Annotated in this window: 22 protein-coding genes; all 22 read right to left on the bottom strand. The window is 36.7% G+C overall.

Annotated features, from left to right (window positions below):
* A partial coding sequence (locus CRI88_RS06055; protein ID WP_374703115.1) for an RHS repeat domain-containing protein occupies window positions 1-589 on the bottom strand: 589 nt, incomplete at its 3' end.
* Window positions 590-880: 291 nt separating this feature from the next.
* Window positions 881-1,210: an imm11 family protein gene (locus tag CRI88_RS06060; RefSeq protein ID WP_369802753.1), complete on the bottom strand. Its 330-nt coding sequence runs from the start codon at window positions 1,208-1,210 to the stop codon at window positions 881-883.
* 47 nt (window positions 1,211-1,257) lie between these two features.
* Window positions 1,258-1,701 carry a hypothetical protein gene (locus CRI88_RS06065; protein WP_058844145.1) on the bottom strand — a complete coding sequence of 148 codons (444 nt, stop codon included), beginning with the start codon at window positions 1,699-1,701 and terminating at the stop codon, window positions 1,258-1,260.
* An 18-nt stretch (window positions 1,702-1,719) separates the two neighbouring features.
* Window positions 1,720-2,952, bottom strand: coding sequence for an RHS repeat domain-containing protein (locus tag CRI88_RS23130; protein WP_058844144.1), 1,233 nt, complete (start codon window positions 2,950-2,952; stop codon window positions 1,720-1,722).
* Between the two features lie 155 nt (window positions 2,953-3,107).
* A complete protein-coding gene (locus tag CRI88_RS06075; RefSeq protein WP_058844143.1) occupies window positions 3,108-4,163 on the bottom strand; it encodes a hypothetical protein in 1,056 nt (351 codons plus the stop codon).
* A 5-nt stretch (window positions 4,164-4,168) separates the two neighbouring features.
* Entirely contained in the window at window positions 4,169-9,691 is a 5,523-nt protein-coding gene (locus CRI88_RS06080) for a DUF6531 domain-containing protein (RefSeq protein WP_058844142.1), read from the bottom strand.
* Between the two features lie 29 nt (window positions 9,692-9,720).
* Window positions 9,721-10,119, bottom strand: a complete 399-nt coding sequence (locus tag CRI88_RS06085) for a DUF4280 domain-containing protein (protein ID WP_051891603.1) — start codon at window positions 10,117-10,119, stop codon at window positions 9,721-9,723.
* A 76-nt stretch (window positions 10,120-10,195) separates the two neighbouring features.
* On the bottom strand, window positions 10,196-10,693 hold the full coding sequence (locus tag CRI88_RS06090; protein ID WP_051891604.1) for a hypothetical protein: 498 nt from the start codon (window positions 10,691-10,693) through the stop codon (window positions 10,196-10,198).
* Window positions 10,694-10,717: 24 nt separating this feature from the next.
* Window positions 10,718-11,815 (bottom strand): pentapeptide repeat-containing protein, encoded by a 1,098-nt coding sequence (locus CRI88_RS06095; protein WP_058844141.1) that lies wholly within the window; start codon window positions 11,813-11,815, stop codon window positions 10,718-10,720.
* Between the two features lie 15 nt (window positions 11,816-11,830).
* Window positions 11,831-13,342, bottom strand: coding sequence for a phage baseplate assembly protein V (locus CRI88_RS06100; RefSeq protein WP_058844140.1), 1,512 nt, complete (start codon window positions 13,340-13,342; stop codon window positions 11,831-11,833).
* Window positions 13,342-13,980 carry a hypothetical protein gene (locus tag CRI88_RS06105; protein ID WP_058844139.1) on the bottom strand — a complete coding sequence of 213 codons (639 nt, stop codon included), beginning with the start codon at window positions 13,978-13,980 and terminating at the stop codon, window positions 13,342-13,344. The genes CRI88_RS06100 and CRI88_RS06105 overlap by 1 nt, the downstream gene beginning before the upstream one ends.
* 63 nt (window positions 13,981-14,043) lie before the next feature.
* Entirely contained in the window at window positions 14,044-14,817 is a 774-nt protein-coding gene (locus CRI88_RS06110) for a hypothetical protein (protein WP_058844138.1), read from the bottom strand.
* Between the two features lie 38 nt (window positions 14,818-14,855).
* Window positions 14,856-17,444: an acetate and sugar kinases/Hsc70/actin family protein gene (locus tag CRI88_RS06115; RefSeq protein ID WP_101966585.1), complete on the bottom strand. Its 2,589-nt coding sequence runs from the start codon at window positions 17,442-17,444 to the stop codon at window positions 14,856-14,858.
* 80 nt (window positions 17,445-17,524) lie between these two features.
* Window positions 17,525-18,220, bottom strand: coding sequence for a hypothetical protein (locus tag CRI88_RS06120; RefSeq protein WP_058844137.1), 696 nt, complete (start codon window positions 18,218-18,220; stop codon window positions 17,525-17,527).
* The gene (locus CRI88_RS06125) at window positions 18,211-19,482 is read right to left on the bottom strand and encodes a normocyte-binding protein (RefSeq protein WP_231745036.1); all 1,272 of its coding nucleotides are present in this window, start codon (window positions 19,480-19,482) and stop codon (window positions 18,211-18,213) included. Before CRI88_RS06125 ends, CRI88_RS06120 begins: the two co-directional genes overlap by 10 nt.
* Before the next feature lie 36 nt (window positions 19,483-19,518).
* Window positions 19,519-21,129, bottom strand: a complete 1,611-nt coding sequence (locus CRI88_RS06130) for a PP2C family protein-serine/threonine phosphatase (protein ID WP_231745035.1) — start codon at window positions 21,127-21,129, stop codon at window positions 19,519-19,521.
* A gap of 32 nt (window positions 21,130-21,161) precedes the next feature.
* Window positions 21,162-22,001 carry a PP2C family protein-serine/threonine phosphatase gene (locus tag CRI88_RS06135; protein WP_036120181.1) on the bottom strand — a complete coding sequence of 280 codons (840 nt, stop codon included), beginning with the start codon at window positions 21,999-22,001 and terminating at the stop codon, window positions 21,162-21,164.
* A 6-nt stretch (window positions 22,002-22,007) separates the two neighbouring features.
* Window positions 22,008-22,535 (bottom strand): FHA domain-containing protein, encoded by a 528-nt coding sequence (locus tag CRI88_RS06140; RefSeq protein WP_036120184.1) that lies wholly within the window; start codon window positions 22,533-22,535, stop codon window positions 22,008-22,010.
* 36 nt (window positions 22,536-22,571) lie between these two features.
* Complete coding sequence (locus CRI88_RS06145) at window positions 22,572-23,147, bottom strand: FHA domain-containing protein (protein ID WP_058844136.1); 576 nt, start codon at window positions 23,145-23,147, stop codon at window positions 22,572-22,574.
* 30 nt (window positions 23,148-23,177) lie between these two features.
* A complete protein-coding gene (locus tag CRI88_RS06150) occupies window positions 23,178-23,612 on the bottom strand; it encodes a J domain-containing protein (RefSeq protein ID WP_036120190.1) in 435 nt (144 codons plus the stop codon).
* Window positions 23,613-23,701: 89 nt separating this feature from the next.
* Window positions 23,702-24,127: a hypothetical protein gene (locus CRI88_RS06155; RefSeq protein WP_036120193.1), complete on the bottom strand. Its 426-nt coding sequence runs from the start codon at window positions 24,125-24,127 to the stop codon at window positions 23,702-23,704.
* Between the two features lie 231 nt (window positions 24,128-24,358).
* Window positions 24,359-26,527, bottom strand: coding sequence for a hypothetical protein (locus CRI88_RS06160; RefSeq protein ID WP_036120196.1), 2,169 nt, complete (start codon window positions 26,525-26,527; stop codon window positions 24,359-24,361).
* Window positions 26,528-26,574 lie beyond the last annotated feature (47 nt).

Here is a 26,574-nt window from a genome sequence, read left to right on the forward strand (position 1 = left end):
CATGCAGAATCGTATTGCCATCCCATACAAAATGGGTAGCCTTTCCTTCCGAACACTTCTCTATCCGTCTACCTAGTGCGTCATACTTGAACGTAATCTCTGTCTTATCTGGCTTCATGACCTTCGCCATCATGCCATTGCCATAGAACTCGTACTTCCATGTATCTCCGTTATGTTCGACTTTCTCTACGAGATTTCCTTCTTCATCATAAGAGAATTGGGCATCTTTCGTTTCTAGTAATCTACTACCAGCGCCATAGACACGATCTTTTTTGTCTTTTGTTTCATATAAATTGCCGACATCATCGACGCTACGGTATAAGAAATCAAATTGACGACTATCTTGATTGGCCCACACGAGGTTACTAAATTCGTCGTAACCATAAGTCACTTTTACACCCGTTAGCTCGTTGACCATACTTCGTAATTGATGATTGACGTCCCAATTGTAGGCGCGTCTTCGCGCATCGCGGTTTTGACTACTTACGCGATGGTGTGTTGGTCTACCTGTGATATCATATTGCCATTTACTAATGACATCCCCTGGCAGGATACGCTCAATCTCTTGCCCAAGTTCATTGTACTGCATCGAGGCTGTCCATTGAGCTTGCTCGGAGCTTTGTCTATGTCATTACGCGCAAAAATTTGAGAATGAATTCTGTACTTGCGATATTACTTCTTCATATTAAAAAAATTATCAAAATAGAAAATAAATGCACTTTAATAATTCCATATACAATAAATAAACATATGTAAAGAAAAAGCTTAAGACAATTTCTTTACATATGTTGCGACAACTTAATTAAGGCAGTAATAAGAAAAGACTGTATTACAACTGTTTTGGTTTATGATAATAGCACTAAATATTATTAGTAATACCCTACATTTCAACGAACTCAGGTCTTTGTGTACTCCCCTCTTTAACAAATATTACTCCTTTTATCTTTTCTTCTTTACATGCTTTTATAAATAAACCATCAACAATGATTTTTCCTGTATGCCCTTTCATCCTTACAATATGATACCCTTCTAAAGAATTGGGAATATATTTTACTGTCAGTAGTTTGATTGGTCCATCTGGTAAGGATTTTAATAATAGTCTATATTCCGATTTCTTCATATCTAAACAAGGTACTAGATTTACTACATTCATGACGAAAAACAATTCATTGATTTCACCAGTGTTTGTAGACGTTATTATTTCAGGAATGAACTGACAATCTGATCCTCAGTGCTCAACTAGCTTCTTAGAGAAGATTAAAGTAGCTCTTCTAAAGAGTATGAAGATGCCATTAGTTCAATATAACTGTCATATCCTTTAACAATATAATGTTTCAAATTCAACCTATTTCTGGGGTCGTACTTCTTTATATTTTTCTGTAAATACTCTGAATCTACCACTTCATAAAATCCCGAATCTGGATGATGAAACCTTTCTTCATCATTCTCCAAATGATTTCCAATGGACACTTCCTCTGAAATACAAAAACCATTATAGTTGGATTCATCGAAATTTAACGTTACACATTTAACTTCCGCTACAATTGAAAAAATAATTGCTATGCTAACACATTTATTGTCTATGCTCTTTAATGGGATAGCACCAACTTCAATTCTTACGCCACCTGATTCTGTATACACTAACTCTAAATCAGTAGTAGATATTTTGAAATTAAAATTTACTGGCTTTAAAATGAACATCTTAATTCCTCCCAATTTTTAGCTTAGACAATTTGTAACATTCTTAACAAGACCAGAACCATCTTTATTCTTTGTAATAGATATTGTTTTTGATGGTGGTCTATTTTTTATATCAGCAACTAGATGACTAGGAACTTTATCATATGGAACAAAAATTGCGTGTTCTGGAAATTTGCCTCCTTCAGCTAATGCAGCTAATCCTCTATTATTTAATGTTACTACTTTACTTGTTGCAGGATCGATTGTGTATGAAATTAAAAAATCATTAGGATTGATGCTACCCAGACTAATATCTTTAGCAACCTCAAGTATTGGCCTACCAACAATCGAGTCATTAGCTTGGGATCCAATTGTACTAAAATTAGGTGCTATTCTATTTTGACCAAAATGTATGTCTCTTGGAAATGGGGTTATTTCACCAAATTCAAAAGGGTCAAAACTACTTAAACCTAGCGGATCAACCGTAATATTGGGATTTCCAACATACCCATACAATGTTGGATTATTTCCTGCCAGCCCAATCGGATCAACTTGCGTATAATTCCCTTGTTCTGGGTCATAGTATCGGAATCGGTTATAATACAATCCAATCGCTACATCTTCATACTGCCCTTGATAACGGAATGGAATAAAGTCTTTCTCACCTGTAAATTCCTTCACTCGTCCATAAACATCAAGCTCAGCCGACCAAACCTTATTTCCTTGCTCATCATAGGCTTCAACAGGCGTTCCAAGATAATCACTTATAATACTGTAATGACCTTCACTCGTAATCTTTGCAGAAGGGACAAAACCATCATTGAACACCCATGTCACTAGATTATCAGCTATAGCAGTATCAGCCTGTGAAGATTTCAGATTTTCTAAAGTATCCGCAACATTCTGGGTGGAATACTCATGCAGAATCGTATTGCCATCCCATACAAAATGGGTAGCCTTTCCTTCCGAACACTTCTCTATCCGTCTACCTAGTGCGTCATACTTGAACGTAATCTCTGTCTTATCTGGCCTCATGACCTTCGCCATCATGCCATTGCCATAGAACTCGTACTTCCATGTATCTCCGTTATGTTCGACTTTCTCTACGAGATTTCCTTCTTCATCATAAGAGAATCTGGCATCTTTCGTTTCTAGTAATCTACTACCAGCGCCATAGACACGGTCTTTTTTCTCTTTTGTTTCATATAAATTGCCGACATCATCGACACTACGATATAAGGAATCAAATTGGCGACTGACAATAGACATCATGTTTTTTCTCTGATAACTTAAATGACCTTTAATATTATGAGAATTTGTAAAATTAACCAAACAGAAAGAGTAGCAAAAAATCCCTCAAATAGGGATTCTTGCCACTCTTTATTTTTCCTGATACATAATCACTCTTCAAATTTGAAACCTCGATTTTAAATGAAACTATAGTTAATAATAGGATTTACATTCTCTATCCTTTCTTCACTTCTTTCAAGAATATACATTGGAATTAATTCATTTCCGAGTTCACCTGACCAAGTACATAAAGAAAGATCAATTTTTTCACCAGTACCCTCCAAACGAATGATTGGCCATTTTTTTTCAAGACATGCAGGCCATGTAAGTAATTCGTCACCAGGAATTACAGATAACTCCTTTATCTCATTTTTTATTTTGTAGGTTCCTCTAACTATGCATTCATCAAGTAGAATTGAATTATTCATTGCTTGAATATAATAATGCCAAGGCTTAATCCCCCAAGTAATAATTAATATTCCCTCTTCAAAACATTTATCAACTAAATTGGTTGTAGTAAATAACTCAACAAGATTTAATGGCTCATCGCCAACTTCAGTTCTTATTAATTCACTAAAAAGTTTTAAATCCACCATAAAAAACCCCAGACTTCCCAAACTTCCATAAACTGAAGAATCAAAAACTTTATTGTTCTTTTTAATATCAGTTGTGTTTTTGAATATTAGCACATAGACAGTGACTGTTTCAATTTTTTGTTCATAATCCGTTAGAAACGGTGGAGATTCCGAGGATAAAAATTCAGGCTTATGAACTCCATGTCTAAAAACTTGAATTTTAATATTGTATTCCCCATATAATTCTATACAATCCTTTCGATAAGAAATTTTTTTAAGTAATACATTATCTCTAAGAGCTTGTTGAATAGTCTCATTTTTATTTTTTTTTATTAATTCCAAATTATTTTCATGTGTATAACAAATAAAATCTTGTTCAAAGAAAGATACATCTTTATATATTTTTTCTGTTATTTTTTTACCTAATATAGCAGAATCCAACAATAGCTGATCTTCATTTTTCACTTCTTCAACAATTAGTTTAAATCTACAAATATCGTATTCGCTTATAGTTTCATTAATAGGGATTTCTAGTGCTAAATTTTTAGTTTTCAAATGTGCATCTTTTATATGGCTAGTACAATAACCTTCTTCAAACCATAAAGCTGTATTTTTCATTAATTTCACCCCTGACAATTTATTGGATATCCTTTTTGAGACGCCCATTCCTTTGTTTCTTCCCAAGCTAGTGCAGGTGTGACATCCGCCTTTAATAACTTCCCTTTTGTGCCATCTGAATTAATAACATGCAAATCTCCTTTAAATTTCTGAATTTCTGAATTATTATAGTGATTTTGCAGACTATCTATCCATTCTTGATTTGTTAAACCTGACTTTTTAAATTGATTTTCTGTAAGTACAGGTTTTGTTCCTGCACCAAGCTCATTATAGCCATGCATCGCAGAATGATTAAGTCCTTCACCTTCTAACCATTGCTCTGATGAGAAATATAAAGCAGGCACACCTGTTTGAGAATTAAATGGTTGGATGCCTAATTTAGTGGCAAGTGTATGTGGAACCATGTGATGTCCTTGATTTACAGGGTTCGATAAAGGCATTAACCCAAAAACATCTATCTGTCTATTCGTGTCACTAACATACCCATACAATGTTGGATTATTTCCTGCCAGTCCAATCGGATCAGATTGGGTATATATCCCCTCACTTGCCGAGTAATAACGGAATCGATTATAGTAGAGTCCTGTTTCTTCATCTTCATACTGTCCTTGATAACGGAATGGAATAAAATCTTTTTCCCCAATGAACTTCTTAACTCGTCCATAAATATCAAGCTCACAAGTCCAAATTTTCTTTCCTTGTGTATCATATGCTTCAACAGGGGTACCAAGGTAATCTCTGATAATACTAAAAACACCTTCTCTTGTGATTTTAGCTATTGGATTAAATGATTTATTATCGTATACCCATGTTATCAAGGATTCATGTATATTTGATAAGTCTTCTGAACAATTGTTCCACTCATGCAGAGTCGTATTCCCATCCCATACAAAATGAGTAACCTTATCTTCAGAACGCTTCTCTATCCGCCTACCTAGCGAATCATACTTGAACGTAACTTCTACCTTATCTGGCTTCATGACCTTCGCCATCATTCCATTGCCATAGTACTCATACTTCCACGTATCCCCATTCTTTTCGACTTTCTCTACGAGATTTCCTTCTTCGTCATAGGAGAATTTGGCATCTTTTGTTTCTAATAATCTACTGCCTGCGCCATAGATACGATCTTTTTTGTCTTTTGTTTCATACAAATTCCCGACATCGTCCACGCTACGGTATAAGAAATCAAATTGACCGCCTTGATTAGACCATACGAGGTTACTAAATTCGTCGTAACCATACGTCACTTTTATACCCGTTAGCTCATTGACCATGCTGCGTAATTGGTGATTCACATCCCAATTATACACGCGTCTTCGCGTATCGCGGTTTTGACTACTTACGCGATGGTGTGTCGGTCTACCAGTTATATCATATTGCCATTTACTAATAACATCCCCTGGTAGGATTCTTTCAATCTCTTGACCAAGTTCATTGTACTGCATCGAGGCTGTCCACTGGGCTTGCTCGGAGCGAGAGGCAGTCATTTGTAAGATATTGCCCAGCTCATTACGCGTGACATCGATTTTGGCACCGAGGCTACTTGTTATTTGGGAGCGATTGCCTAATTCGTCATAGCTACTGGCAATCCAATGGTCATTTTGCCACTCTTTGATGACTTGCCCAGATGGGTCTCGCTCTAGCTTGACGGTTACATGCTCGTTTTCCGTTTCTAGTAGCGAACCGTTTTTGTCATAGGCAAACGTTTCCCAGGTGCCATCGTAGTAATCTGATCGAATGACATTCCCTAGATTGTCGTGCTGATACGCTGTCCAGCGATTTCCTGGACGTTGAATGCGCTGAACCAATCCTGCCAGACTACGCTCATACATTTTTTCCATGTCATCAAAGCCAATTTCCTTGATGATATGGCCTTTTGTATCACGTTCAAACGTATACGCTTCGCCTTTTTCATTGATCACAGCGGTTAATTGCTCCTCTGTATCATAGGTGAATTGGACTTTCTTGCCACCTTGTTTTCGAGACGTTAGGCTACCTAGAATCGTGTAATCGAAGGCAACTTGCGTATGGTTATCCTTCGCAAAAATAATATCGTCATAGGCATTATACTTTAATTGAACGTCGTTACCATCGGAAAGGTTGGCTCGTACAAGGCGATTTAAGTGGTCATAACGGAACTTCTCTGTGGCCCCTAGAGGATTGGTCGTGCTAATGCAGTTACCTCGACGATCATATGTCCAGGTTGAACTTGTCCCGTCTGGCAATGTCACTTGGCTCAAGTTCAGATCAGCATCATAAGCTAAGCTTACCATATGACCTTGCGCATTTGTCACTGTTTCAATCAAACGATGCTCATTATAGGAAAATTCCGTCTTTGTACCATCCTCTAAAATAGTTGTCTGTAATGTACTGTCCTCATTATAGATCCATTGACGACTTCCACCCTCTGCATTCACTGCCTGAATCAATCGATCCTTGTCATCATGCTGCGAGGATAATGTACTGCCATCTGCAAAAGTCACCTTTATCGGGTTTGCCCATTCATCATAGCTGAATGTTGTTGTGCGGCCATCTTCATCCACTTCTTGCAGTAATTCAAAGTCCTCATTATAGTCATAGCTGATCTCACTGCCATCTGGATGAACAATTTTTGTACAGAGATTATCTTCATTAAAATAATAATAACTTTTATGGCCTAAGCTATTTGTAATTTCGTTATAGCCCTCGTGGTATGTAAGCTCACCTGCAAGAACATTGCCATCTCCCCATGTTTTGACTACTCGTGCCCCTGTCGTTGGACCATCATAGCGCCAGAAGAAGCTATTTTTATTGCGATCTATTTTTTGCACCATAAGATGATTCACATATTGTATATGCGTACTTTGCCCTAATGCATCTTGGACTTCGATTAAATCTTGGCCATCGTTGTAAACATAGCGAACTAAAACTTCACGACTCATCTGGTTACGTAGGGCGACTTCTGTCATTCTGCCCGCTTCATTGGTCATAACGTCTAATACTCGCCCTACACTATCCGTTACTTGAGATAAGAAGCCTTTCAGGTTATATGCAAATTGAATATGATGCTCTTGCTCATTTCTTACTTCTTTTAATCGGTATGTTGTCTCTGTTGTTTGTTCAAATACATAAGTCAGCCGTGTGTCATGCTCAAATAAATGATATTCCTCACCTGTATTTTTCAGGGTCATTTTATCTTTTTTATTAAAATATGACAAATTTATTGGTAAAATTGGAAATCCTACTGCGCGACCATCTGTCACAACAATCCCAATCAGGTCTTCTTCCTCAAATATCTCTAAGGCTAAATCATATATAAAGTGCATACCATGACCTGACAAGCCAACACGACTACTATCACTGTACCAAGCACGTTCCCATGATAGTGGGATAGGTCCAGGTAGTTCAAAATCGACACCTTCATAAATCATACGCCCTGTGATTAAATCAACAGGTTCAAAGCCCTTTTTACAGAATTTATCACTTAATCCTTTTGTACAATTAAACTTCTTTAATACCCCATGATTAAATTTCGTCAGCTCTGTTTTGGCCATAGCCTTCATACCGTCTACTGCCTTCGAAACAGCAAGTACTTCATCCATCGAGGCGATAACTTTATCCGCGGCTGTCTTCACACCTTTAGAGCCTTTGTTGGCTAATGCCGAAACTGTATCTAGCGTTTGTGATACTTTTGTATAGGCCGCTTTCATCCCTTTTACTGCTTTTGAGGCATCCACTGCCTTATCCGCAGCCTTGGCGGTTTTACTTGCTGCCTCTGCCACTTTTGCGGCTTTATTGACCTTGTAAGCAGTTTTCGCTGCATCGCCCACTATTGGAACTGCGCCCACTAAGTTCATGGCTGCTCCCATATAGTCTCCTCTTGCCAAGCTAATACCTGCATTCGCAATATCTGCAATGGTCCCGATACCCGGAATAAATCCAGCGACATCTAACGCTAAACTAACATTATCAAGCAGCTTACTAAAGAAGCCTTTTTTCTCTTTCTTCTGCTCTGCTTTTTGTGGGAAAATGACGTCCACTTTTGTTGTAGCTTCGATTGCTTCTTCATTTAGCTTCGGTGGTTGGCTTTGCTTCTCCGTACCCTCTTGATCAATAAGTGTACTAATTAACTGCGTGTCAGCTGCAAGGATTACATGACTTTGCTCCTTCGCTGAAATAGCAATCCATTCCTCCGCCTCTACAGATAGCTCTTTCATTCCACTTATTTCAAGTGTTTCATCTGCCGCTAGCATGATGGTACTGTTACTTTGAAATGTTACACCTTCTCCATCATCCATCTTAAGGTCCAAAACGCCATCTACTGCACTAAAGGTAATATCTCCAACACCTAATGTCATATCTTTTCCCGCGTTGGTCGCTAATGATTTCACGGTCGTGTCTGCCATTTTCTTCGTTTGTTTTTGTCCACCCTCAGGTGTGGCTGGATTAACGCGTACCGAGCTAATCACAATGGCATCTTCTTCCACAGCACTTGGAAAATGTAATTGGGCACGTGCACCTTTTTGCGGCATTAAATACATCACACCGTTAGCATCTGCTGAATAAGCAAACCAGTGCGCTTTTTCTTTATCCTGTTTTTTATCGATATCTAAATGAATTTTAACGGTGTTTTGCGTGACATCAATAATCTTTCCTGTAAAAGCTGCCCCAATCAAATCTAAATTGCGTACCAATCGTTGGCGAATACTTTTCTCTGGTTGTGCAGTATATTGAAACTTTAATACACCATCATCAAGATGGACTTCTCGAACCGTTATAATATAGGGCCTTCCCTTTAATTGCACCGAAGTGCCTAGCTCAAAGGCCTCTGTGCTTTCAAACTCACAAAATGTATAATCAGCTTCGCTTACATCCGAACCATCATTTTCTGTAATCAACCGATACGTATCGACATCCATACGTAATATGGAAGGAAGATGATCAATCGTTATGCTTTTCCTGCTTTGAGGTGTACCAAACCAGAATCGTGGACCCTTCCCTTTTAGATCAGGAAAAACAACCGCATGTAGATTGGAGGCCATTCTTTTAATAAATGCCCAATCCGTTTCCAAATATTGAATCGCAATATGACCAATGGTTTGACTATTAGAGGCATGGTCAATGTAATCTCCATGAGGATAGACTCCCACAATGTTATCCATTAACTCCACATATGTCATATTTGCATCTTGAAAAGAACGTGAGCGCTTCTCAATATCCAGATTTGCTGTAAATGACACTGCCTCTACTGTGACCGTGTGCACACCTTGAGATGCCTGTAACTCTGCATTTTCAATTCTTCCTGAGAACAATATGCTCTTATCTCGTCCAAATTTCACAACAATCTCATCTGTATGACTAACTCGCTGAATATACTTTTGCGCTTGCTCTTCAGCAATCATTCCGGTAAAGGACAACCTCGCATGATCATTACCTTTATGTTTTATTGTTAGTTTGTCTAAATGAATAAGTGGATACGGCCATTCGACTACAAGATCCTCATACGTACTAATCATGTGGACTTCTTTTTCTCCTAGCGCTTTCATTGCTTACCTCCTTTCAATCAATCTATTCTTTAAAAACCTTGTTTCGGTATTTCTAAGTCCTCTTGCCCATCATGAACAATATCGATTTTGCCTCCGCCTGCAGAGCATTGCGTATGACAACGATTAAGTAACGCTTGCTTCCCCTCGATATTGACATTTTCCATCCCTTCCATCCAGTCGATGGAGCATACAGGTGTACATGGTTTTTTCAACTTTAAGCAAACACCAAAGGTTGGGATGTTATCAGGGTTTCGATCCCCAACATTCATTACAGCTTTCTCTTTAATATAAACACCATGATCTTGCGGCAAATTTAAATAATTGAGGTGGCTACCATGCTCACAGGCAATGATTGCGCCATGTACTACATAACTAAATTGCTCTTGTTCCGAACCTTCTGTCTCCAAATTTTCTACAACTTGAGCCATTAAATATCCTTCCCTTCCTATCATTTGTAATAAATTTCCGCTTTAACAGTACATAGCAACAAATGATTTATTAAAATTACTTACTTTCCAATCTTACTCGCTGCAACTGAATCCCAAGAAAGGGGCGTCGCAATATACTTTCTGCTACATCTAAATTGATGACGGTGAAAGCTTCCTTTTGGCCTGCGACTTCAAAAATACAATCCAGTTCCACTTTCTTGGGGTCTATCACTAGCTCTTTTATTCCTCCGTCAGGATAATAAGCGGTTTCATGAGAAATACAGTCCTTTTTCACTATATCCATAAGCCAATACACGCGCTGTGTCCCTTTCTTGACATCCGTAAAGACAATAGCTGTAAAACCTAAGTTATCCTCGTATTTCATTAACAGCGCTTTTAAATCATCAGACACGATTCTTCGAGGCTTGTCTAAATAATCTAGATATACCGCATTCTCTTTTTCTACCACTTCCCCGAATACAGAAGAACAGACAAAGTTTTCATCGAGGTCCGTTTTCAAAGGGATGATTGGATTGAGAATGCTTAGATCTTGCCGAAGAATAAAATATTCCATCTTTTCCTCCTGTATCTATCAGTGCTAATAAATCCAATGAACATCTTTCATCTGTTCTGCGCTAAATTGATACTTCTCTTGATCACGTTTAAAGAAGGTAGCCCCCTTTAAATTAGCACCTGTAAAATTGGCACCTTCAATCTGCGCAAAGTCAAATCTCGCATTTTCCAAATTGGCATTACTGAAATCAGTACCGAGGTAGCATGCCACTTCCCCTCCGGAAAGCCTTAGCGTTTTTCCTTGAGCATAACTAAAATTAGCGCCTACCAAATTGGCATTTCGAAAATCAGTATCTTGAATAGCTGCATAGGAAAAGTCAACATTCTCTAAACCACAATCTACAAAGCTAGTACCAACACAAATACTTTGCTTCAATGAAGACCCTGCTAAATCACAACTGTTAAAAATTGCGTAGGAAAAATCCATCTGGTTAAAATTTTTCTGTTGTAATGGTAGGTTTGAGAAGTTTTCGAATGTATACGATTTGTCCATCTCTTTTTGCTCTAACCATGAGAGAAGGTTTTTATCCACCCGTTCTCGTTCGTCAATGATAGCAACATCCTCACTAACCCCTTTGTACTCACCAACACGAAATCGCAAGCACTCTGCTCGTTGAAAATGGAGTTCAGGTACGCTTTCCTTTTGATAACGAAAAAGATAGCGAACCAATTGAATGATATACTGATGAAATAGAACTACTATCTTTTGAATAATCCCTCTAACATCAGCTGCTTGAATCATGAGATACGGTTTTCTTTCTTTCTCAAGTATCTTTTGTAAATCAACCATTGCCTCACTAAGCCATGTTGCTTCATAATGTGCTGTACATTCGACCCAATCGAAGTACCATGCTTCACCATATGCCTCTAGCAAATACGTACACTTGTTTTCTAGTAATGAGGTTCGCAGCAAAGAGAGATGAATAAAGGCAATTGGTGCTAACTTTCCCTGTCTTTGCTGATCTCTAATATTCGCAAACAGCTGTTCAAGTGAGTAAATGATTGGCTGTAGCAAAATTTCCTTGTTTTGGCGAAACTGTCGATCAACTTTCTCTTGCAATCGGCTGACATGAACTGAAACGCATTCATCCATAAAATGCTGTAATGCTTCTTCTCGTTTCATACATTCACATCCTCACTAATTTGCTCGCACTTCTGTTCCTTTAATTTCCATTTTATCTTCCATCTTGATTGAATTTTCTTTACAGGTCATCTCAATTTTCTCGTTCGCATTAATCATTATTTGTTTGGCATTAATGACCACTTTATCTGTAGCTTTTAAGTTAATATTCTTATCACTTATTATCGAAATACCATTATCATCCATCAGTGAAATCATCAATCCTCCACCCGATATGACGATCCGATCAGGTGCAAGTAGAATTTGTTTTCCATGCTTTGTTCTGAGTGTTTTTACATCTGGATCAGCCATACGTCCTGGATCTTGGCGACTATCCTCTGGTGGTGTGGCACTTGACCCGCCACCCCCATCTTGACTAGTTGGATTAGTTGCTGCTAACATCGTATTTGATTGTGGAGGCGCTTTTGAAACAGAGCTAATCGCAATCCCTTCATCCTCATGATTGCTTGGAAAATAGATTCTTACATTATCAGATAGCTCCGGCATAAAATACCATCCTGTGTTATCTTCTGATGCATAAATTGTTGAATATGGAAACCAATAGGCCGTATCCTTTTCTTGCCCCTCATCGAAATCGACATGAATACGAATTTTGTCCCCGGCAACATCAATTACCTTTCCTTGAATGGAAGCACCAATAATAGCTTGATTATAGGTAGTGTGGACACTGAAACCGTTCCGAGGTGTTAACGTATAAATATGCTTGAACAGGCCATCTTTTAAAGTTGAAAAAATTTTATAAACATACAATTTTTTAGATTGGAAAGTAACTTCATTGCCTATTTTGAAGGATTGCAGCGATTCTACTTCATAATACATGTAGTCACTATCAGTAATACTTTCGAGATGATTTTTACTTGAGATAAGAAAATTGCCAATAGCCTTTTTAACCCGATAATTAATGGCCTCCATTTTCTTTGTGCTTCCAGCTTGAAATGGAATACCAAAATAAAATTTTGCAGATGAATGAACTGTATCTGGCACTAGACCTGTATGAAAACGCGAGGCCATTCGTTTAAGAAACTCCCAATCTGTCTCTATATATTGCATTGTAAAACGACCAATACTAGCTCCCTTTGTGACATGATCTATGAAATCTGCACCTTTTTGATCGGCAATACACACATCGATTAATTCACTGTATGGCATACTAGCATTTTGATAGGTTTGATTTTTTTTCTTAACATCTAGTAAATACGTATGTGAAACTGCTTTAACTTCCAAATAGTAAGTGCCCATCACCGATTTCACTTGTACATCTAACGCTAACCCATTAAAAATAGGCTTCGATTGGCCATTACTATCTATTTGCAATACCTCTATAGATGTTTCTGCATCTGTCATATATACATAGGAATCTTCGAGTTCATCTGGAATTACACCCGTTAAATGCAATGTAGCATGATCGTTCATTTGTTGCGTAATTTCGATTTGATGGACGCGAATGTTATAGGGCATCACGATCATATCTTTATATGTTAAGGCTGTTTCTTTTTTTATCCGATCCATCAAACAACACCCTCTCCATCTAATTTATTTTGGATTGAGATAGTTTCCATCATCCCATAAGCAATAGGTTTCCAAATATTCATCTCTTTCTTCAAACAATTTATAGAGCCCATCGTCACATTTTCGCCTACTATAAACAAAAACATTAAATTATAAATCTTGTTATCTAGTGCAGGTGTTATGAAATCAAAGTAACCAATTTGGACATCGTTCACTTCATTAAAGCCGATATCCAACATTTTTGTTGTTGGCTGCATTTTTTGAAGTATCTCCATCATAGTCTGTGTGAAATCTTCTAATTCCTCTGCTTTTATTTGTTGTTCCATGATTTTCAGCGTGACATTAATAGATGTACTTTCACTTGTATAGATGTAATCGGGTCTTCGGCTGGACGGATATTTAATATCCATTAAATCAGATTCCATTACTTCAAAAGCGGCTGGAATACGCATTTGGATTTGACCATCATAAAAGTCCATTTTCGTAAATTCGATTGTTTCATCTTCGATTATTAGCTGACCATCTTTAATCGCTTGAACAAGGTCCGTATGTAACAATTGTTTTTCTATGTTTTCCAATCGTTTCTTCTGCCTTGCTTGTTTCGTCATCTCAATGACTTCTTCATCCATGAAATTCATCTTTTACCACTCCTTTTCGTTCAACTCCTGTTTATGCCTAAACGTTGTTCAACTGGATTTTAGTTAATCGACTATCATACGCTTTGGTCGGTCTGGACTATGTCCTCCTCGACGACCACCACTCTTTGATTCAGATAATATACGGTATAAATATTTATGAATTTGACTATTGGAAAACGCTTGAAATTCTAACTCTAATCGATTGCAAATATACATTTCAATGACATCTCGCTGTACCCGCTCCTGATTCAAACACTCAAAAGCAAAGGTAATATCATATACATTGGTTGGGCGATTTTTTAATAATTCCTTTGCGTAAAACTGTAAAACTTTAGGGTGGTATGTGCTCTCTTGTATACCTGCATACTGACAGTGCAGATAATTCACTGTATTGTATTCCGTGGCAAAATCTAAAAAATTATTTGGCTCGGATCGCAGCCTTGCTCCAGCCTTTAATTTAAAGCGGGCTATTTCTAATTCGTTTAGGGCAAGATTCAGAGACTCATCGAGAAAAATAGTGGCTGTAAAATCCGTGAAGTCTAATTTATTCACCGCTTCAGCAAATTTTATTTTTATAATGGTTTCTTGCCCTGTTGCCTCATATGGAAGTTCATAGCTATTATGCAGTAGATAAAGCCTATTATTATGTTTAACGATCCCTTTTGTAATATGGATAATAGTATCTGCAATCGTAATATTGGCACCTGCTATAATGCCATTTGAATAATCCTGGAAATATAAATCTAAAAATTCCCTTGGATAATCGCGCAAGTTTTCCAGCATTTCTCTTTTTAAAATTCTGCCTTTTTGAAAATGTGGATATTGATTGGTAAACATCTGTCACTCACCTCTTTTATTTTTTGGCAGATGCCTACTTACTTTAATCCATCAAAGAAATCTAGCTCTGATAAATCTGTTTCAAAGGCAAAGAATTCCTTGCTCCCGATCATTAGCTGCTCCTCTTTCCTAGCCACTGGCACGACATGGAAGCCCCAATGATCCTCTCCTGCAAAGACAAAGAATTTAACCTCCCCATTGACGATTGAATCTGTTTCATCCTGTGGAATTTTATCAAAATAATTCGATGCAATACGCTCATATAGCACAGGGACAAAATCCTCTTGACGATTAATATAAGTATACTTATGTGCTGCTTGAGGATCGCTTCCAGTTAGGAAAAATTCAACCTCTGTGACGCCCCATGGACGGGAGATAGTTCCATGAATTTGATTCAGTCTCTCCAGACTACTAATCAGAAGCTTTTCCTGACGATTATGAGTAAATGCACTAACCGTATACGGTACAATAGGTGCAGCATTTGTTACTTCCGTTTCGATCATGCCAATCTTTTTCGCATTTAAGTAGCGTAATGCGCCTCTTAAACAAGCGAGCTTTAATTCTGGCACTTTTCCAACGTTTTCAGCCTTTTGTCTAAATTCAATGCTACGACCTGGTACAAATTCCTTTAAAGCCTCTCGAAAAGCGTCAATTCTACAGGATTGTCCTGTCAGCTTAATAATGGAATATTCCCCAAGCATGCCACTTTCATAAAAACCTTCTAAAAACTCTCGTACAATATCATAAATATCCGCCTTGATTAGGTGGTTAATTTCTTTAATATTGAAATAAACGTTTGGATAGTCATAAACATCTTTAAATTGGTGGTTTTCTAATAGAGATAAACACCAGCGATCTACCGTTGTGATATTCAAATCACTATCTTGCTGTATATCGCTTTCTGAGTAAAAGCGACTCCTAAGAATGCCGGTTTTTCGGAAAAATTCTTTCTTCATTTCCTCGGCCATTTCCCATAAGAAATAATGATTATTACGAACCCTTAAATACTCATCACGTGTATGATTTTCATATTCTTTAAAACGTGTTGGGATAATAGACTCAGCATCCTCAAATGCCTTTTCAAATTGCTTGTACACCGCCTCGACCCCATAATCATCCACATACTGATAAATATCCTTCCCTGGAATATCAATTAACGCATCGATGTCATAGGCATTTTTCCCACGACTATAATAATTCGCAAAGACAATTTTCATAAATTGAAAAATTCGATACGTAATATTATTACCACCAAAATTGGTATCCCCATTTTCATAGGTTGTATGAATATCAATTTTGTAGGAAATATGTCCGTCCTCTATTCGAAACTTACAGGATGAGAGGTCTGTTGTTCCCCCTCCACAATCGATTACTAGAGCCTTGTATTCCTTGCCATCCATAAAGCTCTGATTCTCTATTTGATTGGCTATCGTATTATAGAGCACTGCCATTCCTTCATCGAGAGCATGCTCAATTTCAATTTGATATTCAGGTAAAATAGCGTGAAACATATCTAAAAATTGAGTTTTCAGCTTAACAGGGCTTGAAATATGCAAATGTTGAAAGCGACATTTAAATTGATGCTCAGCCATTTGAATGATATAGAGTAAAAATTCTCTTAGGATTTGACTGCGTGGGATAACCGCTGTATTCCCATTCGCATCCATTATTTCCTCCAATTTTGCATAATTACTAACCCAACGTTTGATGCCCTGAAATTTAGTGGCTAATGATGTATAGCTATTTTTTTTCATAACCTTCAAGGCTTCATAGCCGAAATGATAGTTTATGTGATCAGCGTTTGAGCAATCTGCAACCGCAACCACTGTAGGCACAACTTCAATCCATTCATTTTGGTGTAGTGGGTCTGGGAATTGTACAAAATTGATGCTATTGAGTGTAATTCTCTTATTTAAAAGATCATGGCTACAAGGTGATGAGACATAATCGCTATCCAAAAATACACCAGCTGTTGTATTGGTTGTGCCAAAATCAATGGCAAGAATGGCATTGGTTGTCTCTAACTGTTTCATCTCTAAATCTGGTATTGGCACTTTGTAGTAATGTAGATTTGTTGGTGGGAGTGGCGTCTCCTGATAATATGTTTTATAGATATACTCTGAGTCTTGCTTTCGCAAAAAAATAAAGCTATAGTTCTTATTCTTTGTCTCGCGTATTCCTAGCGCTTGATCTGCCACTAAGTAATAGCAATTCGCTTTTTCATCGTCTTTTACGATATTTAGAATGCCACATAACTCAAAATGCTCATTTACTAGTAGCACATTGGATTCTACAAGAAAGCCACCTGTTTCAATGAGGTATTGATCTGGCTTATCTATTTTCATGCCTTTATAGAGATTCATTTTGGCAGGTATTTTAATATCACCATTATCTGAAAGTGGTGTTTTTAAATACTTCTGCAGTGCCTCCTCGACTCTTTCAAAGCCCCCATCTTGATTTTCTTTAATCAATAGATGTTCTTCCGCTCCACGGTATCTTAAAATCTTCTCGATTAGTTCGTCCCTAGTTAGCGTATTAATTAACCCTGTTATGAGCTTTTCTTTATAACAAATATTTCTAAGCTGAAAAGTGGTCATCTCCATCAACTCTACACGTGTATAGGTCATATATTTCTTTTCTGTATAACGCTTATTCGCATAAAGCTTATATGAATATTTAGTCGTCAATTTATACCCCTCCCCACTTTTTAATAAAGAGCTATCCGATCTAGCTTCATCGTCTCTTCTACGTCAATAATGCCAAAATGGTATTGCCAGTAAACCTCCATCTGAAAGCCAATAGGTAAAAAGATTTCTTGGATTAGCTGAACTTTATTGATATTTTCTATTGTCTTTTTTTGATGAATGTAAAGCAGTAATTCATCATTTTCCTCTGATTTCACATAAATAAAACAATTTCTAAATATATTTTTCAGCGTGTCCTTTATCAGATATAATGCTTCTCCTGTTTGATAGAGTCTGAGCATATTAAGCGCAATAATTTCTTGCTCTTTCTTTGAAAAAGATTTGATTTTATCGCGAACCAGTTTTCCAAATACATTTGCTTCAATGTCTCTCAGCATAAAGCGAATATAATATTCCTTTTTATTCAAGCCTTGCATTCGATCAATTTCAGCTAAAAAATGCAATGTAATATCTAATAAAGCGTCTCTAAATGCTTCATCAGTCGTATGATCAGGATGAAAGAGATCTTTAAAAATATCGAAGTACCGATAATAGGGGTTTACTTCCACATGTTGCTCTATTGCCTGTGAATTTAATAGTTGTGGACTAAGCTCCATATAAGGTGAATAGATTTTGGCAAGATGAAAGTAAATATCCTTTGTTAAAAAGCCCTCTTCTTCAGCTTGTATAAGTAAATCCCAAATATAGTTCATAACCATTTACCTACACATTTATATTCAGTGAAATGCCTTTGGACTTCAGCAAGGAGAAAGCTTAAGACATCATTCGTCATAAAATCTCGCTCTTGTTTTGATAGGAATTGTAATAGCATCGTCTTTTTATGACTGGCATCTTCTGTTGCGTCTTTTAAAAATGGATGCACGAAGTGACGATTATCTAAAAGCCCTTCCAAAATATCTATTCTCAAAAGTTCAAGATTGTCTGCTGCCTGAAAGGAGTTTATCAGTCTAATTATTTCTCCTTTTGTTGAAACATTGACATTATATTTACTAGAAAGCTTGTGCATAAAGTGTTCATTTCGCCGATTAGAGACTAGTTCATAAGTCAATTTACCTACTTGTTCTTTTTCTACTTTAGCAACTTTAAGTAGCTGCCATACTCCTGATTGATCCTGAGGTGAAACAATGGTTAATTCGCTATCTGAACGTTTTATATATCTAATATTGTCTTCTTCCGCATCAATGAGATAACCATGTTGAGTACCTGTTTTTCGTAACGATAAGACATGCTCATAATTTATTCGATCGATGGCCGGAAATGGAAAACCGCTATTCTTAACCTCGTGACGCTGAACATTCCAAAGCGGAACCATATTCAATCGTTTTTGCTGCTCATATTCCTCTAAATCAATCGTAACCTCGAAAATTTCTACATCCTCATTTAATGGTGGACAGCCTATCAGTATGACATCAATGAACTTACTCACAAAAGGATGATTGATTGTTTTCCAAGGTAGGCCATTTCTTTGGAAGATTGAATAAAGGTCTTTAATTTTTTGCAAATAGCGATTATTTTTGGTAAGACTCAGCTTTATTTCGACCAATCCCTGCGATGTAGCAAGATGACCATTGAAAATTCGTTGCTGTGCAAGTAAATGCTGTATTTCGATAGAATCACACTCTAAAAATAATGTCATGAGTATTGCAGGTTCATTATTTTTAATGGATTCAAGAAGCTTCTCCATGTCTATTTTTGTCTCTTCCAAATCTGTTGGACATATCGGAAACAAACAATCATGAATGGGGTCGACATCTTCTCGGGCACTAAGCGTTGTGTAAATGTCATATCTATTCTCGTAATCATCGATTTCATTAAAAATACGTTCTTCAAGCTTTTTGTTCATATCTTCTTGATAATCAATTAGATTTACAAAAACGCCACTTACAATATCCTTTAGTAATTGACGTTGCTCTAGATTTTCTATTTTTCGTAAACGTTCAAACATGAGCTCTTTTAACAATTTACTTTCCTTCTTTCATGACTCAGGATTTGAATGCTAACTGGCATCAGTTACTTCATCTACTGGAGGTTCTGCTTCATTAGGAAGTGCATTATCTGCTGGTTGAACCTGTGGAACAGGGTTTAATTTATCATTTGCATTCATAATCTTTCTCTCTAGTCCAAGAACTTTTGCCAGTAATTCTGTTTCTTGATAAATCTCCTGCGCAAGCGTATAGGACTCTATCGCTTGAACGTATTCCTGACGGGCATAGCTCTGATCCCCACTTTTTTCTAACCCTTCTGCCTTTAATTCTTTTTGAACCTTCTTCAATTCATTTATTTTTTCTTGTGTATCTTCAATTTTTGTTTTAATTTGTGTCTCTCCAGTAAATGAAATGGCGAGTGCTTTTTTTCTAGCTTTCTCATAAATGGCTAAAGCCCCATTGTAGTCCTCTGCCTCAAAACGAAAATCTGCATCTTTTATAGCATCAACAATCTCCACAACGGAATCCATGTTGGCAATTCTTTGCTCTACTTCTTCCTTACCAAATCCATTAATGAGTTTGCCCTCTTTTTTAGCTTTTTCATAATGTTCTAATGCCTCTGTAAATTTTCCAGTTTCCGCTGATTTATCACCATTGATAATTAGTTGTGTCACTCTTAATTTTCTAGCTAGTAAATTTCTATGTATAGGATCTTTTAATTTTTTTGCTGCATTTCTTCCCTCACTATATGCAAGTAACGCTTCATCATAATTTCCGTCTTGAAAGTAAACATTTCCACTCTTTTCATGGTCCTTCATCTCGACTGTTAACTCTGCTAATTTTTTTGCTTGTTTTACTTGATAAAAAATCGTGCCGCCACCTACAACCAAGGCTAAAACTAATGCAGCAGCAATCATTTTTATATACTTCATCTTGTTTTTGTTTGTTTCTTGATACACTTTGTTCACAAATATGGCAGCAACCGTATAATTTTCTACAACTTTTCTTTGCCTACTCAACAATATTTCTTCCAACAAATCTGTATATTGTTCAGAATCTTTGACACCTTCCAAAGCGTCAGCCATCTCAATCTCACTGACATCTCCCCAAAAGCCAGCTGTACAAAGTAATAGGACATCACCATCAGTAAGCTTCATTTTTTTAGACACAAAGGGTTGAAATTTGTTTGGTTTACCTAGATAATTCAACAAATTCCCTCTTTCTTCATGCTGGCTAATATCTAATGAACGGTTCTGACTGTTTACTATTTCCTGTGCTAAACTTTGGTCTGTACTTTTGTAGGTTAATGTACCGTTTCGGAAGTGATACAGTCGCGAATTCCCCGCTACTCCAACAATCATTTTTGAGTAGTCGGAAACAACTATGACAATACTAGCCTTTAATCTTACTCGTAAGCTTTGCGCTTGTAGTATATTTTGTGCATGTCTAAGGTATTTATTGATAGCTCTCCTTGACATAGCTGGCTTTTCCATAAACTTCTCCAAAATAGCCTTTACGGCAAGCTCTGCACTACTAATTTCCTGATCTGCATCCAAGCCCTTGACAGCTACCCAACAAGCTACATCGTCGAGTTCTGTATAGGCAAAATAGTCTTTATTTTGCAGAAAGGACCCTGCTTCAGATAAAAAGCCCGTTTTAAAGTCGCAATTTTCCTTTCTCATACGTCTCCTCCTTCTCTATTCCCTATTCATCGTCACCAAGTTTTTTCTAAAATCACGATGGTAGCATTATCTTGATTTTTTAAGCGTTTTTGTTCAACGGCTTTTATCATGCTTTGTGCTAAATCATAGGGTGGAGCTTGTTGAGAGAGAATTTTTTCCATTTCAACCTCCGTTAAAGCATCATAGATTCCATCACTAAAAAGACATACCTTGTCCCCTCTATTTAGCTGAATCGGATTATTTCCTGTATCCAAATTTTTAAAGCCTGCATATCCTAAATAATTGATTAATCTCTTTTTTAGAGGATTTTCCTGAACCTCAAGTTGCGAAATTTCACCTGAAATATATCTTTCGGTTAAAACTGACTCAAAAATATGTTTTTGGTTAATCTTTAGAAATTCACCATTTCTAAAGATCGTGAGAACACTATCCCCTACTGCCCCCCAATGAAGATAGCCTTCACTATCAATAACGGCTGTGACTAATGTTGTTCCTCCATTGGAGCCATTTAAGTTTTCCACAATCATATGATTGCTTGCTATAGCAGCTTCCTTAAAAAAGTTTTGTAGATTATTTAAGCTACTAAGCTTTTTAAATTCTTCTATGAAGGTTGTCACTGCAATCGTGCTAGCCATCCGCCCATTGGCTAAGCCGCTAATTCCATCTGCAAGCACCGCGATTGTGCCATATGTCGTTTCGGCAGTTGAGAAATAATCATCCTGCTCATCACGTCTTCCGATTGTTTGACCATTTCCAATATAAATTTTCCCTTTATCCATTTTTTGAGCAAGTATACTTCTTATTAGCAGTAACAAGATAAGGACAATGATAAAGATTAAGGTAATTATGTACGGCAATAACTTTTGGTCCATATGTCATCATTCCTCACTTTGATTGTTTTCCCATTCAAAGTGAACACCACAAAGTGGAATAAATAAAAATATACTTCTCCCTAGCTGTATCACATCATAGGCTGCTAATTCCGTTGGTGTATAAACGGCCTCATTATTTAGATAGGCTAATCCTGATGCATCTCCTGGCAGTAAGTAAAAATTACGTTTTTTAGGATCATACACAATGACTGCATGATTTCGCTTAGAGATGGAATTGTCCCCTGCAATGCGGATATGCATATCTTCTGCTCTACCTATAAAATTCTTTTCAGATAAGATACGATAATCTCTACCCATTTGCGGCCCTTCAATACAAACTAACCATCCTGTTACAGGATCTATCCCATCCATTTCTCCTAAGTAAGGCAATGTTTTATCATCTGCTTCAATGACAGGTGAGGAAGGACTATTTTGTCTTTGCTCCTGTTCCACCATCACGTTACAGTAAGGACAAATATTGCGATGTCTCCTTGAACTAAACATATGACCATTTGTACATCTAATCAAACTCATTTCGATATCCCCCATCTTTGTTACGAATTTTTTTCTCTATTTAACCAAAATTCGCGTATTCGCTATGTATATTGTGTCTCCATTACCTAATGGGTAAGGAATCTCATGTTTTAATCTATTTTTTACGCGCTTATTAGCTTTTTTTAAGCCAACACCATTAACCGAATCTATATCCTCTAAATACCAAATTCCAGCTACACAATTTAGTACAGCATGCTCATAATTCACAAGAGATTCATACTCTGTTCCACTTAAATCAATATCCGCCTTGTGTTCAGCTGAACTTTTTCCAATAAGCAATGAAATTTGATCGCCAAGTTCCCATTCATCTATTTCTACTCCACGTTCATTAAGAAGAACAAGCTTTGAAATGTCCTTCTTAGCCATCACTTGAGTGATTGCCTTTGCTTCGTATTTAAGCGATACATATATAATGGCGAGTATGACTATTACCGTCCCAATAACGAATTTCAAAAGGACATCCTGATTCATCACAAAAACATATAAAATGAAAAAGAAGGCGATTGTGACAATAATGATATCGATAATTTTTATAAACATTTTTTTTCGTGTATTTCCACTGTAAGCATCAGCTGAAAATGGCTCATACATATAATCACACTCCTCTCTTTTTGCCATAGCTTATTTATTAAAAAAACGTTCAAATAAATCCGTTGTATCCAATGGATTTTTCTTCGTTTTTTTATGAAGCGTTGAGGACATCTCCTTTGTTTTAGGATTGAAGCCAAAGAAATGTTCAAAGTTTTTTTCAATATTATTCATATTAAAATCTGGCTTTTTCTCTGTAGACTGATGTCCGTTTGAATGCTTTTCATTTTGTTGTTCATTTTGCCAGCTGGTACCTTTGCCATCGAGACGGGCATCGTAAGTCTCTTTCAGCGCTGGATCTTTAAGCACCTTATATGCCTCTTGAACCTCTAAAAAAATTTTCTCTGACTCTTGATTTCCACCACTCACATCAGGGTGATGCTTTTTGGAAAGCTTTCGATAAGCTAATTTTATTTGCTCTTGTGTTGCATTTCGGTCTATACCCAATGTTTCATAATGCGTTTTCATGTTTTCAACCCCAATTTAGGATTATTAAAAATAATCTAAGGAACTATAAAAGTTCCTTAGATATAGTAGTGTTTTATCGTGCTGCAATCTTAGACAGCGTAGCCGCCTTCGATTTTTGCCAATTCTGTTTTGTCTTTCTTTTGCTTAATAAATAAGAAGAACTCACCAATACCTTCAGTGTCACCATATCTTTCTGTATAGTCCACAACGAAAGCATTTGGGAAATGAATTTTTCTTACTACTTGATCAGCTGAGATCACTTCAAGTGTCACTTTGCGGTAGCAATCAGCTTTTTCAGCTGGTACTAATGACCATAATCCTAATTTCATCGTATCATCAGAATTATCACCATCAGTGGCAGTTAAAATTTTACCTTTTACTTTTAAAGTTGCCCCAACATCTGTAGAGCGCGCGTTAGAATCATTCGGTGTATCTGTCTCGTATTCGACAGTCATGATGCTTTCTAACCCTAATTCAATTGCTTCTGATCCTTCTACTTTTAATACAAAACCCATTTTTAGTACCTCCTAAATTTTGTTGAATCGTAACTTCTGACTGTTCTAATGAAATAAATTTAAGTACAGCTATTCATTTCACAGTGCCATGTTTCATACCGACACGATGAAATATGTAATATTTTTCATTTTAGCAATTAGTCGTTCGATTCATATTTATGTTAAAAGATTTATGAATGATAAATCTTAAACACCCTACTTAAATAATTGAAAATGGTGATAAATAAATTGTTAGGCTTTAACAGCACTTGTCCCTTTAGTAATCGTGACCTCAAGATTTTTAACATTACCGTTAAATACAAGATCGATCTGACATAAGCTTGTTTTCTCATCAATGATATAGCCAATATCATCTCCGTCATGAATGATAGAGTTTACATGACCTTTATCATTCAGCCACTTACTTTTTTGACTACTTGGATTATTACTAAAGAAGCGAACGATATTCTCGTGCTTAAAGTCACCAGATTGGAATCGAAGTATTCTTTCAATATACGTACTAACTTGCGTTTTATAGATTGAATCGAATCCATCTTCTTCCATTGCTAGACTTCTTGCTTTATAAACAGTAATACGTCTAATATCTTTATCCTGTAGTTGGGCATTTTCGGAAGAGAATACAAAACCGAAGCTTCTGCTGTTAATAGCGTCTTTAATATTATTCGTAAAACCTGAAATTTCCTTCGCCATCGTAGTTACAGCTCTAAGTGAGTTGTCTCCGGCTTCAATATCAAATCGAACTCCAGGGTAATTACGTTTTACATTTTTAAATGATTCCTTTAAATACTCTGGGCATTGGTAGGCGGAAACGATACCTGCTGCTACATAGCTAGCACCTACATAAACGCCTTCTATCCAAAGCTTTAAAATATCTTCCTTTTCTTTCGATAGACGAGCTCCATTTTCGGTAGTATGCATTCTCGTATCAATAACTACGCCTGATTTATCTTTTGGAATAATCGTAAAGTTTGGTAGGCATGGTATCGCGAACTCACTAAATTCTTTTCTGACAAGAACTGAGCATTTATCGATCAGGCGATCAATCCCAGCAGTTGCGATGCCGTTGAAGGTAGTTTCTTCTTCAGCCATAAAGTTAAAGAAAATTTGAACCTTGTAATCTTTTACCGTATCTAAGAGGATTGATAAAGATTCCATTGTGTTACCCTCTTGCTTTGTAACCTTTTCATTCCCTTTGAATCTTGATCGGCTAACTTTCATTTTTCCAGAAGATTCTAATTCTAGAGCAGGTACAATGCCATACCATACAGTATCTGTAAAATCATTTTTAGCGTTAACCGTATTTAAATACGTGCGTAATCTTGGTAGATTATTACTTTTCACAAGCATATCGAGCTTCGTGTTTGTCACTAATAATGACGGCTGCATACCTTTATTTTTCGTAGCATATTGATCGAAGTACATTTTGACACCTAATAGCTTTTCGACTAAAGGCTTGACCGTTTTTACAAATTCATCCTTTGCATCCTTATAGAACTCCAGGTATGTATTGTAATTTTGAACTTCTGTTTCAACATCAAATTCGGCTTTTACAGCTGGTAGAGGTGAGAACGTTCTCACAACTAAATCTTTTACATAGGAAGACGGCGATTCTGTAATAGCCTCATAGTCTTCTTCGAAAACTGTACTCAAGCCGTAATTACTATTTTCTTCAATGACCATCAGTTCTGAACTATTCGTTTGAGGTGCCTCAATAATTTTCAATTCACCATTATCACCAATAGTAAGCGTACCTATTTGTAATTTTTCGGACTCATCCTCATCTTGACTAGCACCTAATAATAATCTTGTTTTAATATCTTCAATTGCTAAAGGCAGCATCGCCATTACATTGTTGTAGTTTCTACTAGCTACTTCAAACATAAGATTTAGCTTGTCACCAGTATCTAATTTTTTCGGATCTCCCTCATCCAGCTTGTCATACTCACTGTATAGGTAATGAATTTCCTTACGAACTTGGCGAATATCATCCATGACTTTTTTAGGAGAAATCATGTCTAGTAAATTTTCAAATTTAAAATCTACATTCGTGATGCCCTGACTTCTTTTTGTATCAATGAGCGTAAATAGCATCTTTAAAAAATCGTTATTTTGGTCGATTGCTATTTCAGATATACAATCATCTTGAATTCCTTCAGGCTTTTTCAAGGTATACATAACCTTTTGATTTGCCGCGTTATAAAATGAATACACAGTAGGTGAAAACTTATCTAAAAATTCGTCGAAGCTTTTTACAAGAAGATGTTGACTAATTTCTTTGATCTTTTCATCACTTAGACTGTCGATTCCTTTTACATCGCCAACAAGCGTAATTAAATCCAATTTCTCTGGGTTTATTTCTTCAAAGAGCATTGTTCTGTTCGTTTGACTAATAATCTCCATTCATTTGGCTGTATATTACTACAGCCATCCCTCCTTTAGATAACGAA

The organism is Lysinibacillus fusiformis, from assembly GCF_002845985.1.
Classification (GTDB): Bacteria; Bacillota; Bacilli; order Bacillales_A; family Planococcaceae; genus Lysinibacillus; species Lysinibacillus fusiformis_D.